Source organism: Enterobacter cloacae complex sp. HYC080_NIDB, from assembly GCF_056673325.1.
This window is the reverse complement of sequence record NZ_CP114212.1, coordinates 3,521,378-3,536,805: the sequence shown is the minus strand read 5'-3', so window position 1 is coordinate 3,536,805 and position 15,428 is coordinate 3,521,378. Positions and strand designations below refer to the sequence as shown.

General features: G+C 57.2%; 12 protein-coding genes. 10 read left to right on the top strand and 2 right to left on the bottom strand.

All coding sequences use genetic code 11. The features are described 5' to 3' along the window. Positions 1–108 precede the first annotated feature (108 nt). The 7 genes from phoB to O1723_RS16835 all read left to right on the top strand — a co-directional run bounded on the left by phoB (position 109) and on the right by O1723_RS16835 (position 11,371). The gene (gene phoB, locus O1723_RS16865; RefSeq protein ID WP_008503265.1) at positions 109–798 is read left to right on the top strand and encodes a phosphate response regulator transcription factor PhoB; all 690 of its coding nucleotides are present in this window, start codon (positions 109–111) and stop codon (positions 796–798) included. Positions 799–819: 21 nt separating this feature from the next. After that, on the top strand, positions 820–2,115 hold the full coding sequence (gene phoR / locus O1723_RS16860; protein ID WP_014882743.1) for a phosphate regulon sensor histidine kinase PhoR: 1,296 nt from the start codon (positions 820–822) through the stop codon (positions 2,113–2,115). Positions 2,116–2,524: 409 nt separating this feature from the next. Beyond that, entirely contained in the window at positions 2,525–3,844 is a 1,320-nt protein-coding gene (brnQ, locus tag O1723_RS16855) for a branched-chain amino acid transporter carrier protein BrnQ (protein WP_014882744.1), read from the top strand. An 80-nt stretch (positions 3,845–3,924) separates the two neighbouring features. Then, the gene (proY, locus tag O1723_RS16850) at positions 3,925–5,298 is read left to right on the top strand and encodes a proline-specific permease ProY (RefSeq protein WP_014882745.1); all 1,374 of its coding nucleotides are present in this window, start codon (positions 3,925–3,927) and stop codon (positions 5,296–5,298) included. Between the two features lie 162 nt (positions 5,299–5,460). Next, positions 5,461–7,278, top strand: coding sequence for a maltodextrin glucosidase (gene malZ / locus O1723_RS16845; RefSeq protein WP_248190928.1), 1,818 nt, complete (start codon positions 5,461–5,463; stop codon positions 7,276–7,278). Between the two features lie 89 nt (positions 7,279–7,367). Then, the gene (locus O1723_RS16840) at positions 7,368–9,989 is read left to right on the top strand and encodes a DUF2339 domain-containing protein (protein ID WP_248190926.1); all 2,622 of its coding nucleotides are present in this window, start codon (positions 7,368–7,370) and stop codon (positions 9,987–9,989) included. Continuing rightward, positions 9,986–11,371, top strand: coding sequence for a DUF3999 family protein (locus tag O1723_RS16835; RefSeq protein WP_248190924.1), 1,386 nt, complete (start codon positions 9,986–9,988; stop codon positions 11,369–11,371). Before O1723_RS16840 ends, O1723_RS16835 begins: the two co-directional genes overlap by 4 nt. A gap of 43 nt (positions 11,372–11,414) precedes the next feature. On the opposite strand, the gene O1723_RS16830 is transcribed toward O1723_RS16835, so the two are convergent. Together O1723_RS16830 and acpH are read right to left on the bottom strand one after the other, a co-directional pair. Continuing rightward, a complete protein-coding gene (locus O1723_RS16830; RefSeq protein WP_008503347.1) occupies positions 11,415–12,017 on the bottom strand; it encodes a peroxiredoxin in 603 nt (200 codons plus the stop codon). A 126-nt stretch (positions 12,018–12,143) separates the two neighbouring features. After that, positions 12,144–12,725: an ACP phosphodiesterase gene (gene acpH, locus O1723_RS16825; protein WP_014882749.1), complete on the bottom strand. Its 582-nt coding sequence runs from the start codon at positions 12,723–12,725 to the stop codon at positions 12,144–12,146. A gap of 92 nt (positions 12,726–12,817) precedes the next feature. On the opposite strand from acpH, the gene queA reads away from it, so the two are divergent. Genes queA through yajC form a run of 3 tightly spaced genes read left to right on the top strand, consistent with a single transcriptional unit; the run spans position 12,818 to position 15,424 of the window. Further along, positions 12,818–13,888, top strand: coding sequence for a tRNA preQ1(34) S-adenosylmethionine ribosyltransferase-isomerase QueA (queA, locus tag O1723_RS16820; protein WP_014882750.1), 1,071 nt, complete (start codon positions 12,818–12,820; stop codon positions 13,886–13,888). Between the two features lie 53 nt (positions 13,889–13,941). Next, positions 13,942–15,069 (top strand): tRNA guanosine(34) transglycosylase Tgt, encoded by a 1,128-nt coding sequence (gene tgt / locus O1723_RS16815; RefSeq protein ID WP_003859110.1) that lies wholly within the window; start codon positions 13,942–13,944, stop codon positions 15,067–15,069. Positions 15,070–15,091: 22 nt separating this feature from the next. Then, complete coding sequence (gene yajC, locus O1723_RS16810; protein WP_000007630.1) at positions 15,092–15,424, top strand: preprotein translocase subunit YajC; 333 nt, start codon at positions 15,092–15,094, stop codon at positions 15,422–15,424. Positions 15,425–15,428 lie beyond the last annotated feature (4 nt).

Below are 15,428 nucleotides of genomic sequence, written 5' to 3'. Positions count from 1 at the left end.
GGTTTGCCCGCTACCGTGGTAATGTTTTTCATAAATCTGTCATAAATCTGACGCATAATGGCGCCGAATTACAAACGTGTAACTTAATAAGATAAGACAGGGCAAAGTATGGCGAGACGTATTCTGGTCGTAGAAGATGAAGCTCCAATTCGTGAAATGGTGTGCTTCGTGCTCGAGCAAAATGGCTTCCAGCCGGTTGAAGCGGAAGATTATGACAGCGCAGTGAACCAGCTGAATGAACCCTGGCCCGATCTGATTCTGCTGGACTGGATGTTGCCTGGCGGCTCCGGACTGCAGTTTATCAAACACCTGAAGCGTGAGGCACTGACCCGCGACATCCCGGTTGTCATGCTCACGGCGCGCGGAGAGGAAGAGGATCGCGTGCGCGGACTAGAAACCGGCGCGGACGATTACATCACTAAACCGTTCTCCCCAAAAGAGCTGGTCGCCCGCATTAAAGCCGTGATGCGCCGTATTTCACCGATGGCGGTGGAAGAGGTGATAGAGATGCAGGGACTCAGCCTTGACCCTACCTCGCACCGCGTGATGACCGGCGAAAACCCCCTCGATATGGGCCCTACCGAATTTAAACTCCTGCACTTCTTTATGACTCACCCGGAACGCGTATACAGCCGCGAGCAGTTGCTGAATAACGTCTGGGGAACTAACGTGTATGTCGAAGACCGGACGGTTGACGTACATATTCGCCGCCTGCGAAAAGCGCTGGAACTGAGCGGCCACGATCGCATGGTACAGACGGTCCGCGGCACGGGTTATCGTTTTTCGACCCGTTTCTGAACAATGACAGGAGTGTGACGCGTGCTGGAACGTCTGTCATGGAAAAGGCTCGTCTTTGAACTGATCTTATGCTGTATTCCGGCCTTCCTTCTTGGGGCCTTTCTCGGACATCTGCCGTGGTTTCTGCTGGCGTCGGTCACCGGGCTGCTGATCTGGCATTTCTGGAACCTGCTGCGCCTCTCCTGGTGGCTGTGGGTTGACCGCAGTATGACCCCACCGCCGGGCAGCGGCAGCTGGGAGCCCCTGCTGTACGGCCTGCACCAGATGCAGATGCGTAATAAAAAGCGCCGTCGCGAGCTGGGAAGCCTGATTAAGCGTTTTCGCAGCGGGGCGGAGTCGTTGCCGGATGCGGTCATCCTGACCACTGAAGAAGGCACCATCTTCTGGTGTAACGGCCTGGCGCAACAGCTGCTGGGCCTTCGCTGGCCGGACGATAACGGTCAGAACATCCTTAACCTTTTACGCTATCCCGAATTCACGCTGTATCTGAAAAAGCGTGATTTTACCCGCCCGCACAATCTGAAGCTCAATAATGGTCGCCATCTGGAAATCCGCGTGATGCCTTACAGCGATAAGCAGTGGCTGATGGTGGCGCGCGATGTCACCCAAATGCACCAGCTTGAGGGCGCGCGCCGTAATTTCTTTGCGAACGTCAGCCACGAACTGCGTACTCCGTTGACCGTGCTTCAGGGCTATCTGGAGATGATGCAGGAGCAAACGCTGGAAGGTGCGCCGCGTGAAAAAGCGCTGCATACCATGCGCGAGCAAACGCATCGCATGGAAGGGCTGGTGAAGCAGCTGCTGACGCTCTCGAAGATTGAAGCGGCGCCTACGCTTGCGCTGAATGACACGATAGATGTGCCGATGATGCTGCGGGTCGTGGAGCGTGAAGCGCAGACGTTAAGCCACAAAAAGCATCACCTGACCTTCGAGGTCGACAGCACGCTAAAGGTGCTGGGCAGTGAGGATGAGCTTCGTAGCGCCATATCTAACCTGGTGTACAACGCAGTGAACCATACGCCGGAAGGAACGGATATTATGGTGCGCTGGAACCGTACCCCTACGGGCGCCGAGTTTAGCGTGGAAGATAACGGGCCGGGGATCGCACCGGAGCATATCCCGCGTCTGACCGAACGCTTCTACCGCGTGGATAAAGCGCGGTCGCGGCAAACAGGGGGGAGCGGCCTGGGGCTGGCGATTGTGAAGCACGCGGTAAATCACCACGAAAGCCGACTTGATATTCAGAGTACGCTGGGGAAAGGAACCCGCTTCAGTTTCGTTATTCCGGAACGATTAATTGCCAAAAAGACCGCCTGAGGGCAGGTGTGTCATTTTCCCTTTCCACGGGTCAGCATCTGCTGGCCCGTTTGCTTTGCAGTCAAGCGAAACGCGGATGAATAATATACGGCTGGGTGTTTTTTGTTCGCATGATTAGCCATGAGTTTTTCCTGTAAATAGCGTATTGTGCTGGCGTGTATTTTCATGCTGGCATATTGTTCTGGTTTTGAGATCCCACCTTGCCTTTAAACGTTATAAGCGTTTAAATTGCCCCCCAGATACTGTCAGACCGACTGTATTTGCGTGGTAAATCGAAAAACTATTCTTCTCCACGCCAGGACGGGAGCATTTCCCGCTGAAATTGAGCAATTTTTCGGCTGTATCGTCCCGTCAGGGAAAACGAAAATCTCAATGTTTTCAACACCACATCCACAGGCAGTAAGGTTTTATGACCCATCACTTAAAATCGCGTGACATCATCGCGCTGGGCTTTATGACATTTGCGCTGTTCGTTGGCGCAGGCAACATTATTTTCCCTCCAATGGTTGGCTTACAGGCGGGTGAACACGTCTGGACCGCTGCGTTTGGTTTCCTGATTACTGCCGTGGGTCTACCGGTACTGACCGTCGTCGCGCTGGCGAAAGTCGGTGGCGGCGTGGACAGCCTCAGCACGCCGATTGGCAAAGTCGCAGGTGTTCTGCTGGCCACCGTCTGCTATCTGGCCGTGGGCCCGCTGTTTGCCACCCCGCGCACGGCGACCGTTTCCTTTGAAGTGGGGATTGCTCCGCTGACCGGCGACGGCCCGATGCCGCTGTTTATCTACAGCCTGGTCTACTTCGCGATTGTCATTCTGGTCTCCCTCTATCCGGGCAAACTGCTGGATACCGTGGGTAACTTCCTGGCGCCGCTGAAAATCATCGCCCTGATCGTTCTCGCTGTGGCCGCTATCATCTGGCCAGCAGGCCCGATCAGCGACGCAATGGACGCCTATAAAAACGCCGCGTTCTCTAACGGTTTTGTGAACGGCTACCTGACGATGGATACGCTGGGCGCAATGGTGTTTGGTATTGTTATCGTTAACGCCGCGCGTTCCCGCGGTGTGACCGAAGCGCGTCTGCTGACCCGCTATACCATCTGGGCTGGCCTGATGGCTGGTGTGGGTCTGACGCTGCTGTATCTGGCGCTGTTCCGCCTGGGCTCTGATAGCGCCATGCTGGTTGATCAGAACGCGAACGGTGCGGCTATTCTGCACGCTTACGTCCAGCACACCTTCGGTGGTGCGGGCAGTATGCTGCTGGCGGCGCTGATTTTCCTGGCGTGTCTGGTGACCGCAGTGGGCCTGACCTGCGCCTGTGCTGAGTTCTTTGCGCAGTATCTGCCGCTCTCTTACCGCACCCTGGTGTTTATCCTCGGTATCTTCTCCATGGCGGTGTCCAACCTCGGTCTGAGCCACCTGATTCAGGTCTCTATTCCGGTGCTGACGGCCATCTATCCGCCGTGCATCGTGCTGGTGGTGCTGAGCTTCACCCGTCCGTGGTGGAATAACTCCTCACGAATTATTGCGCCAGCCATGTTTATCAGCCTGATTTTTGGTATCCTTGACGGGATTAAAGCATCAGCGTTCGCCGCGATTCTGCCCGCCTGGACACAGCGTCTGCCGCTGTCCGAGCAGGGCCTGGCCTGGCTGATGCCTACCGTTGTTGCACTGGTTCTGGCGATTATCTGGGACCGTGCTGCAGGGCGCCAGGTTGCATCTAACGCCCATTAATCAACGGCAACAAACTGTTTAACCACGGGGCTTAAGGCCCCGTGGTTTTTTGTTTTTTCGTGTTGAATGGCAAGATTTTAATGGAAAGCACTAACAAACTTAAACGTGGTCTCAGCACACGCCACATCCGCTTTATGGCGCTGGGCTCTGCGATTGGTACCGGTCTTTTTTATGGCTCGGCAGATGCCATCAAAATGGCCGGTCCAAGCGTTCTGCTGGCCTACATCATTGGCGGCGTGGCGGCGTATATCATCATGCGCGCCCTCGGAGAGATGTCGGTTCACAATCCTTCTGCCAGTTCGTTCTCGCGCTATGCGCAGGAAAACCTCGGACCGCTGGCCGGGTTTATCACTGGCTGGACCTACTGCTTTGAAATTTTGATTGTGGCCATTGCCGATGTGACGGCGTTTGGTATCTATATGGGCGTCTGGTTCCCGACGGTGCCGCACTGGATCTGGGTGCTGAGCGTGGTGCTGCTCATCTGCGCCGTCAACCTGATGAGCGTGAAGGTGTTCGGCGAACTTGAGTTCTGGTTCTCCTTCTTCAAGGTCGCCACCATTATCATCATGATTGTGGCCGGTTTTGGCATCATCCTCTGGGGGATTGGCAACGGCGGTCAGCCGACCGGGATCCATAACCTCTGGAGCAACGGGGGCTTCTTCAGCAACGGCTGGCTCGGGATGGTGATGTCGCTGCAGATGGTGATGTTCGCCTACGGCGGTATTGAAATTATTGGTATCACCGCCGGGGAAGCGAAAGACCCTGAGAAATCCATTCCACGTGCCATCAACTCCGTGCCGATGCGTATTCTGGTGTTCTATGTGGGCACGCTGTTCGTGATTATGTCCATCTACCCATGGAACCAGGTCGGTACCAACGGTAGCCCGTTTGTGCTGACCTTCCAGCATATGGGCATTGCGTTTGCTGCCAGCATTCTGAACTTCGTGGTGCTGACCGCGTCGCTTTCCGCGATCAACAGTGACGTCTTTGGCGTAGGCCGTATGCTACACGGCATGGCGGAGCAGGGCAGTGCGCCGAAGGTGTTCGCTAAAACCTCCCGCCGCGGCACGCCGTGGGTGACGGTGGTGGTCATGACCGTTGCGCTGCTGTTCTCGGTTTACCTGAACTACATCATGCCGGAGAACGTCTTCCTGGTGATTGCGTCGCTGGCGACCTTCGCGACCGTGTGGGTGTGGATCATGATCCTGCTGTCGCAGATTGCGTTCCGCCGTCGACTGTCGCCGGAAGAGGCGAAAGCGCTGAAGTTTAAAGTCCCGGGTGGCGTTGCAACAACCGTCGTCGGGCTGATCTTCCTGGTGTTTATCATTGGCCTGATTGGCTACCATCCGGATACCCGTATTTCCCTCTACGTGGGCTGTGCGTGGATCGTCCTGCTGCTGGTTGGCTGGGTGTTTAAATGCCGCCGCGATCGCCAACTGGCAGAAGCGCAGTAATTTTTTTATTCCCTCTCCCTGTGGGAGAGGGTTAGGGTGAGGGCATCAGGCCGCACTGATCCCTCCTCCCCCGTCCTCCTCCCCCAATAAATCACGTCATGGTGAGCTATCCTTAACCACCCTGTGGCAAGGTGACGTCAATTTCATCAAAGGGGATTCGTGATGTTAAATGCCTGGCACCTTCCGGTTGCCCCATTTGTTAAGCAAAACAAAGACAACCTTGTGATTACGCTCTGGCTGGCGGGGGAAAATCAGCCTGAACGCGTGACGCTCCGCGCCGAAATTGATAATGAAGAGACCGGGCTGAAAATGCACAAGCTGCGCAGCCAGCCGCAGCCGGGGATCACCGCCTGGCGGGCGAATATCGATTTGCGTAGCGGGCAGCCGCGCCGCCGTTATAGCTTCAAGCTGCTGTGGAACCATCGTCAGCTGTGGTTTACCCCGCAGGGGTTTAGCCGGTTCCCGCCCGCACGGCTGGAACAGTTTGCCGTTGATTATCCGGATAGCGGACCGCAGTGGGTTAACGATCAGGTCTTTTACCAGATTTTCCCGGACCGCTTTGCGCGTAGCGAAAAACGCACTGCCGACCAGGATAAGGTCTATCACCACCACGCGGCGGGCCACGACATTATCCTGAAAAAATGGGATGAGCCGGTGACGGCGCAGGCGGGCGGCTCGACGTTTTACGGCGGCGATCTCGACGGCATCAGCGAAAAGCTGCCGTACCTGAAAAAACTGGGCGTGACGGCGCTGTACCTCAACCCGGTGTTTAAAGCCCCGAGCGTACATAAATACGATACACAGGATTATCGCCACGTTGACGCGCAGTTTGGCGGGGACGAGGCACTGCTGCGCCTGCGAGAGAACACCCTTAAGGAAGGCATGCGCCTGATTCTGGACGGCGTGTTTAACCACAGCGGAGATTCGCACGCCTGGTTTGACCGTCATAACCAGTCGATGGGCGGAGCATGTCATAACCCGGACTCGCCGCAGCGTGACTGGTACATCTTTAATGAGGAGGGGCGTGCCCTGGACTGGCTGGGCTACCCCAGTCTGCCGAAGCTGGATTTCCAGTCATCAACGCTGGTTAATGAGATTTACGGCGGCGAAGACAGCATCGTCCGCCACTGGCTGAACGCCCCGTGGAATATGGACGGCTGGCGTCTGGACGTCGTACATATGCTGGGTGAAGCGGGTGGGGCGCGAAATAACCTGCAGCACGTCGGCGGGATCACGCGCTCGGCAAAAGCGGCCCGGCCTGAAGCGTTCGTGTTTGGCGAACACTTTGGCGACGCGCGCCAGTGGCTGCAAAACGATGCCGAAGATGCGGCGATGAACTATCGCGGTTTTACCTTCCCGCTATGGGGTTTCCTGGCGAATACCGATATCTCCTACGATCCAAACCACATTGACGCCGAAACCTGCGCAGCGTGGATGGATAACTACCGCGCCGGGCTGTCTCATCAGCAGCAGCTGAGGATGTTTAACCAGCTTGATAGTCACGATACCGCACGCTTTAAATCCCTGCTCGGCAAGGATGTGGCACGTCTCCCGCTGGCGGTCACCTGGCTCTTCACCTGGCCGGGCGTACCGTGTATCTACTACGGAGACGAAGTGGGACTGGACGGCAACAACGATCCGTTCTGTCGCAAAACCTTCCCGTGGGCGCCAGAAAAACAGGACAAGGTGCTGTTCAGCCTCTATCAGCGGCTGGCGAAGCTGCGTAAACAGAGTCTAGCCCTGCGCTACGGCGGCTGCCAGGTGGTGTACGCCCACGATAACGTGGTGGTCTTTGTCCGCGTCTATAACCAGCAGCGCGTGCTGGTGACTATCAACCGGGGCGAGGCTTGTGAAGTGGTGCTGGATGATTCCCCGCTGTTGAAGGTGGCTGCGTGGAAGAATAAAGAGGGCAAGGCGACGATTCAGGACGGCGTGCTGGCGCTGCCGGCGATATCCGCGACGATCTGGGTCGGCAGCTAACGCGACGGTAAATGTTTCCACCTTTAAGATGGCACAAATGCAACGATTTGTGTCAATCTTAACGAATAGTTTACGGTGAAGGTGGAAACATGGACGAGCTCTACATCCTTGGCTGTTTGTTACTGGTTTTTGCGCTGGTGGTTGCGCCCGTGCTTGCGGTTATTGGCTTTAATCGGAGCACGGCGGCGCGGCAGGAGATCGCCAGGCTTCGCCAGCGCATTGAAGCGCTTGAGCAGCGTGGTGCCGCTGAGATAGCGCCGGAGACGGCGCAGACCGCCGCGCCGGTGGTTGTGACCGCGCCAGTGGTGGAGCACACTCCCGCACCTGTCGACCCCTGGCGTCCGGACGCCAGCGTGCCCAGGGCTGAACCCGCTCCCGTTTCCGCTCCTGCCCCTGCGGCAAAACAGCCATCCGCCTTTGGCGGCATACTGACGTCGCTGGTGCGCTGGTTTATGCAGGGAAATCCGCTGGCGAAGCTGGGGATCCTGCTGCTTTTCCTCGGTCTCTCTTTCCTGCTGCGCTATACCGTCGAACATTCCCTGTTCCCGCTTGAGCTGCGCCTGGTGGCGACGGCGCTGTTTGCCATCATTCTGCTGGCGATTGGCTGGCGACTGCGGCATAAGCAGCCGGTTTATGCGCTTATCTTACAGGGTGGGGCGACGGGCATTCTTTACCTGACGGTCTTTGGTGCCTTCCGGCTCTGGCAAATGTTGCCGATGACGCTGGCTTTTGCGCTGCTGGTAGCGATTTGCGCCGCGAGCGTCGGGCTGGCCGTGCTGCAAAAGGCCTTGAGCCTGGCCATGCTGGCGAGCCTCGGCGGGTATCTGGCACCGCTGCTCCTGTCTACCGGAGGCGGCAACTTTGTGGCGTTGTTCTCTTTTTATCTCCTGCTTTCCATCGGTATTCTCGCCATCAGCATCTGGCAGCACTGGCGCGAGCTCAATCTGCTCGGTCTGCTTTTTACGTTTGGCGTGGGCGGCCTCTGGGGGCTGAACGACTATCAACCTGAACACTATTGGGTGTGCCAGCTGTTCCTGATTGCCAATACGCTGATATTCGGCGTGCTGTGCGTGGCGCTGTCGCTGCGGGCGCAGGAAAAAGGGAAACAGATTATTGACGGCGTACTGCTGTTTGCTCCGCCGCTGATTGGCTTCGGGATGCAGTACGGCATGACCCGGCACTGGGAATATGGCCCGGCGCTGAGCGCGCTCGGATATGGGGCATTTTATCTTTCCCTTGCGTTCCTCGCGCTGCGGCGCTATCCGTCCATCAGACGACGACTGGTCATGGCGGCGCTGGCCATCGGCGGCGGGTTCGCTACGCTCGCCATTCCGCTGGCACTCTCGGCGCGCTGGACGGCGATGGCCTGGGCGCTGGAGGGGCTGGGTATCCTCTGGCTGGGCATGCAGCAGAACCAGCGTCGTATGAGCTATAGCGGGACGGCGCTGCTGGTGCTGGCACTCGGCAGCGCGCTGTGGGCGCAAATGGACGGCGTGACGTCGCTGAGCCTTCTCCTTATCTTCGCCATCCTCAGCCTTTGCTGGCTGGCTGCGGCGTGGCTATGGCGCAAAAGTGTTCTGCCGGTCAGTTGGGCGTTGTCGGCAGGCGGCCTGTTGTTCTGGATCGTGGCGCTATTGGGGGCCTCGCAACGGGTACTGAAACAAGAATTACCTGTTCTGGCAGGCGTGCTGGCGCTCTCGGCCGTCTCGGTCTGGGGCTGGCGCCAGGCTGCCGCTCGTCTGGCGTGGCGGGAGCTGGATGCCAGCAAATGGCTTCTGTGGCCACTGATGCTGGTGATGGTGGTTTACCAGCTTTCACATCAGCAGATCGTTGCCGCTGGCTGGTCAAATCTGGCCTGGTGCATTGCACTTCCTGCCGCATTGATGCTGCTGCGACGTGACGGTGAAAGACTGCTGCCGCGCGTCGCGATGGGGCTGCACCTGACGCTTTGCTGGATGATTTTACTGGCGCTGGCGGCTGAGCTTTACTGGTTTGCTCGCGCGCTACCGTGGGGCATGGCGGCGTGGGGCAGTGGACTGGCGATGGCGGCTGGGGGCGGCGTGATTCTGGCGCTTTCCGCGGCGGTGCGTCGCCGCGCGTGGCCGTTCGGGGAGTGGCCTGCGCTCTATACCTGCCTGGCGCCGATCCCTGTCGTCGTGGCGCTGCTTGTGCTGCTGGTCGTGACCAATTTCCAGGACGGCGTCGTTTACCGGCAAACCTGGCTGCCGCTGGTGAACCCGCTTGAGGAAGGCGCGGCATTCGCGCTGCTGGGGCTGGTGGTCTTTTATCGGGCAGTGGATCGCTACTATCCCGCGTTGCTTGCTCAGGCCCGCCCGTGGCCTGCCGTTGCTATCATGGCGTTTGGCTTCTGGTGGCTTAACGGGGCGCTGATGCGCGCTCTGGCCTGGTATGGGGATGTGGCCTGGAATATGGCGTCGCTGTGGGATTCGCGGCTTATCCAGACCACGTTTGCCCTGTTCTGGATGCTGATCGCGCTGGTGGCCATGGTCCATGCTACCCGCCGGGCCTCCCGCCAGGAGTGGCTCTGCGGGGCCGCCTTGCTGGGGGTCGTGATGGTTAAACTGATGCTGGTGGACAGCGCAGGCGGAGGCGGCATGTCCCGTGCCGTGGCGTTTATCGGCGTGGCGATACTGGTCCTGATCGTGGGGTATTTCTCGCCACTACCGCCTAAAACTGGAGATGAAAAATGAAATGGATGAAAGCGGTAGTCTGTACCACGCTGCTGGCGCTATCGGGCATGGCGTTCTGCGACGAGATACAAACGGAATCGCCGCGGGATTATGCCTTTGGTCGTTCACTGGAAACGTCGGTTCCTTCCCAGTGGTATCGGGTGTTGCTGCCGCTCGCCGTCTATGAACAGAGCACCTCCCCGAATCTGGACGATGTCCGCGTCTTTAATCAGTCGGGTGAGCCGGTTCCCTTCAGCCTGGTCACCGCGACGCGCCCGCAGGTGGTGGCGCAATCCACGGTGCTGCGTCTTTTTCCTCTGGACGCCTCACCGCTTGCCGCGGCGCCAGATGCCGGTGATAGCAATAAGATCCTGCTCCGTTCCGGAAATGGCGTTGAGATTGTGCTCGAAGGGCAGAAAGCTGCCGTGGCCGGGCAACATTATCTGCTGACCTTGCCAGAGCAGGCGACGGGTGAGATGGCTATATCCCAGCTGCAGCTGCTCTGGAATCCCCCTCAGACGTCGTGGCAGGGAACGGCGTCGGTCTATTACAGCGAGGATTTGAAGCGCTGGTATACCCTACGCGAGGATATGCCCTTGCTGGACGTCGTCAGTGGCCAGGATCGCCTTAAGCTCGATCGGATCGATACCGATACGGTTTTATCTCCTGATGCGAATCGCTATCTCATGGTGGTGCTGAATACGCAGAGCCAGGGCATGACCTTGACCGGCGTAAACGCGATTAGCGCCCCTGCGCAGATGGCTCCGGAAGCGATCGACCTGGAGGGGGAAGGGGAACAGCTATCGACAAGCGAAGCGCAGTGGCACTGGGCGCACCCGCAGCCATTGAGCGCGGTCAGCTTCTTGCTGAATGGCGACGGCGTTCTGCCCGTGGAGATCGCGTGGCGAAGTACGGAAAAAGACACATGGCACCCCCTGAAAAAAGAGGTTCTTTACCGCCTGGAGGGCAAAACGTATGCGCCGGTTTCGCTTAACGGAGAGCGGGTCCAGGCGGTAAAAATCACGACGCTGAATGCGCGTCTGCCTGAATACCTTCCGAACGTCATAGGGCATCGCGACCGCGTTGATCTGGTGTTTAACGCGCAGGGGAAAGCACCGTACGTGCTCGCCTGGGGAAACGGGGCGGCAAAACCAGCAAACCTGGAGCCAGACATGCTGATCCCCGCCGACCTGCGCAAAACCTATGATATGGCGAATCTGCCGCAGGCCGATATTGTGGATGATGTCGCGTTGGGCGGTGAGGCGCGTTTAACCGCCACTTCTGCGGGCGAGCGGGAGAGCCGGATGAACGCGCTGCTGGTGTGGAGCGTGCTGATTGTGGGCGTGATCCTGCTGGCGCTCATGGCCTGGCGTATCTGGCGAGAGACGCAGCGTAAAGCATAAAAAAAGGCCCGCATGTGCGGGCCTTCTTCGTAAACCGTGCCGATTACAGGCTGGATACGTTCTCAGACAGGTATTTTGCTACGCCGTCTGGGGAAGCAGCCATACCTTCTTTACCTTTTTCCCACTGAGCCGGGCACACTTCGCCGTGCTCTTCGTGGAACTGCAGCGCGTCAACCATGCGCAGCATTTCGTCGATGTTACGACCCAGCGGCAGATCGTTCACTACCTGGTGACGAACGATGCCGTTTGCGTCGATCAGGAAAGAACCGCGCAGTGCAACGCCAGCGTCCGGATGTTCGATACCGTAAGCCTGCTGGATTTCGCGTTTGATGTCCGCAACCATTGCGTATTTCACCGCACCGATGCCGCCTTTGTCGACAGGGGTGTTACGCCATGCGTTGTGTACAAATTCAGAGTCGAAGGAGACGCCAACCACTTCCACGCCACGCTTCTGGAATTCTTCATAACGTTTGTCGAAGGCGATCAGCTCAGACGGGCAAACGAAGGTGAAGTCCATTGGCCAGAAGAACAGAACGGTCGCTTTACCGTTGGTGTGCTGTTTGAAGTTGAAGTTTTCAACGATTTCACCGTTGCCCAGAACTGCTGCAGCTGTAAAATCCGGAGCCGGACGAGTTACCAGAACCATATGATTCTCCTGTAGATACTAAGGTTATTTGGAACGCAACGCGAGCCAGTATAGAGAGTGTTCATGGATAAGACAAAGAGGTGGTGACAATCGTTCCGCCAGCTTTTACCTATCAATGTAAATCTGTCACAGCTGTTTGTTTTTCGCTTGCGCCATCATGCGCGGATAGAACTGCCAGAATTGCGTCTCCAGCGCGTCATAGTGTGCATCCAGGTCATACCAGGAGTCACGCAGCGCATCCAGACGCGGCCGGCGGCTGGCCATGCCATTCAGGACGTTCTGGATAAAAGCCATCTCACCATAGCGCTCCAGCCAGCGTTCTGACCACAAATAGTTGTTCAGATTGACAAAGCGCGGCGGTGAGTCGGGCAAAATGACCGACACCTGTGCATGGGCGTAGCGCACAAACTCTGGCAACGGTAGCGACGGGGAGAGCTGTTCCCAGTGGCGAGACAGGAAATGGTCCCACATCACATCCAGCGTGATCGGCGCAACGCGGCGCGTCTCAGGGCGGAACCACGCTTTGGCTTCCGTGACCTCGGGCAGGTTATCGGTGATGACATCAATGCGGCGGTGCATAAAGATGCCGTCGACAACCTCAGGGGAATAGTCTTCTGCAGGGTTGCCGCGCACGAAATCGGCCAGCAAATTGCCGGAAAGGGAGCTGTCAGCGAGGTGAGCGAGATGCAGGTGAGCGAGAAAATTCATGCGTTTTATTTGTCCGGGGGCGGCTAGTTGTTGCAGCAAAAGGGTGTGAGCACTAGACTATGCCGCCTGTTTTTAAGTCACGAGTATACGTCATGCGCGTCGCCGATTTCTCCTTTGAACTACCTGAATCCCTGATTGCTCACTATCCCATGCCTGAGCGCAGCAGCTGTCGCTTACTGTCGCTGGATGGGCCAACGGGCGAGCTGACGCACGGTACTTTCACCGATTTGCTCGACAAGCTCAACCCTGGCGATCTGCTGGTCTTTAACAACACCCGTGTGATCCCGGCGCGTCTGTTTGGCCGTAAGGCCAGCGGCGGCAAGATTGAAGTGCTGGTCGAACGTATGCTCGATGATAAACGTATTCTGGCACATATTCGCGCCTCTAAAGCGCCGAAGCCGGGCGCAGAACTGCTGCTGGGCGATGACGAGAGCATTAAAGCGACCATGACCGCGCGTCACGACGCGCTGTTTGAGGTGGAATTCCAGGACGAGCGCACGGTCCTCGATATCCTTAACGCCATCGGCCATATGCCGCTGCCGCCGTATATTGAACGCCCGGACGAAGAGGCCGATCGCGAGCTGTACCAGACCGTCTACAGCCAGAAACCTGGCGCGGTCGCGGCGCCGACGGCGGGCCTGCACTTTGATGAACCGCTGCTGGAAAAACTGCGCGCGAAGGGCGTTGAGATGGCGTTCGTGACGCTGCACGTCGGCGCGGGTACGTTCCAGCCGGTACGCGTAGACAGCATTGAAGACCACATCATGCACTCTGAGTATGCCGAAGTGCCTCAGGAGGTGGTGGACGCGGTGCTGGCGGCGAAAGCGCGCGGAAACCGCGTGGTTGCGGTAGGCACGACTTCAGTCCGTTCGCTGGAGAGCGCTGCACAGGCCGCGAAAACGGGTCTCATCGAGCCGTTCTTTGGCGATACGCAGATCTTTATCTACCCGGGCTACCAGTACAAAGTCATTGATGCGCTGGTGACCAACTTCCATCTGCCTGAATCGACGCTGATTATGCTGGTTTCCGCGTTTGCGGGTTATCAGCATACGATGAATGCTTACAAGTCTGCGGTAGAACAAAAATATCGCTTTTTTAGCTACGGGGACGCGATGTTTATCACGTACAATCCGCAGGCTTTGAATGAGCGTGTCGGGGAATAAGTCCGCGGCACCGTATGACAACGTTGGACTGTTTTTCTGACGTCGGAGAAAAAATGAAATTTGAACTCGATACCACCGATGGCCGCGCGCGTCGCGGTCGTCTGGTGTTTGATCGCGGCGTGGTGGAAACCCCCGCATTTATGCCTGTGGGTACGTACGGCACCGTAAAAGGGATGACGCCGGAAGAAGTTGAAGCCACTGGCGCACAGATTATCCTCGGTAACACCTTCCACCTGTGGCTGCGCCCGGGTCAGGAGATCATGAAGCTGCACGGTGACCTGCACGACTTCATGCAGTGGAAAGGCCCAATCCTGACCGATTCCGGCGGTTTCCAGGTCTTCAGCCTGGGGGATATCCGCAAGATCACCGAGCAGGGCGTTCACTTCCGTAACCCGATCAACGGCGATCCGATTTTCCTCGATCCAGAAAAGTCGATGGAGATTCAGTACGATCTCGGTTCTGACATCGTGATGATCTTCGACGAATGTACGCCATACCCGGCTGACTGGGACTACGCGAAACGCTCTATGGAGATGTCTCTGCGTTGGGCGAAGCGTAGCCGCGACCGTTTTGACTCCCTGCAGAACAAAAATGCGCTGTTCGGCATTATCCAGGGCAGCGTTTACGAAGATTTACGCGATATCTCCGTTAAAGGTCTGGTAGAGATAGGTTTTGATGGCTACGCTGTCGGCGGTTTGGCTGTGGGTGAGCCGAAGGAAGATATGCACCGCATTCTGGAGCATGTCTGCCCGCAAATCCCGGCGGATAAACCACGATACCTGATGGGTGTGGGTAAACCAGAAGATCTGGTGGAAGGCGTACGTCGCGGCATCGATATGTTCGACTGCGTCATGCCAACCCGTAACGCACGTAACGGTCATCTGTTCGTGACTGACGGCGTGGTGAAAATCCGTAACGCGAAGCATAAGAGTGACACCAGCCCGCTCGATTCCGAGTGCGATTGCTATACCTGTCGCAATTATTCCCGCGCGTATCTGCATCATCTCGATCGTTGCAACGAGATTTTGGGCGCGCGTCTCAATACCATTCATAATCTTCGTTATTATCAGCGCTTAATGGCTGGTTTACGTAAGGCTATCGAAGAGGGTAAATTAGAGAGCTTCGTGACCGATTTCTACCAACGTCAGGGGCGGGATGTTCCACCGTTGAACGTTGATTAATTTTAATAATGAGGGAATTTGAATGAGCTTTTTTATTTCTGATGCGGTAGCGGCAACAGGTGCTCCGGCGCAGGGCAGCCCTATGTCTCTGATCCTGATGCTGGTTGTGTTCGGTCTGATCTTCTACTTCATGATCCTCCGCCCACAGCAGAAGCGTACCAAAGAGCACAAAAAGCTGATGGACTCCATCGCGAAAGGCGATGAAGTGCTGACCAACGGTGGTCTGGTCGGTCGCGTAACCAAAGTGGCTGAAAGTGGCTACATTGCAATCGCCCTGAACGACACCACTGAAGTGGTTATCAAACGTGACTTCGTAGCTGCCGTTCTGCCGAAAGGCACCATGAAGGCGCTGTAATCCC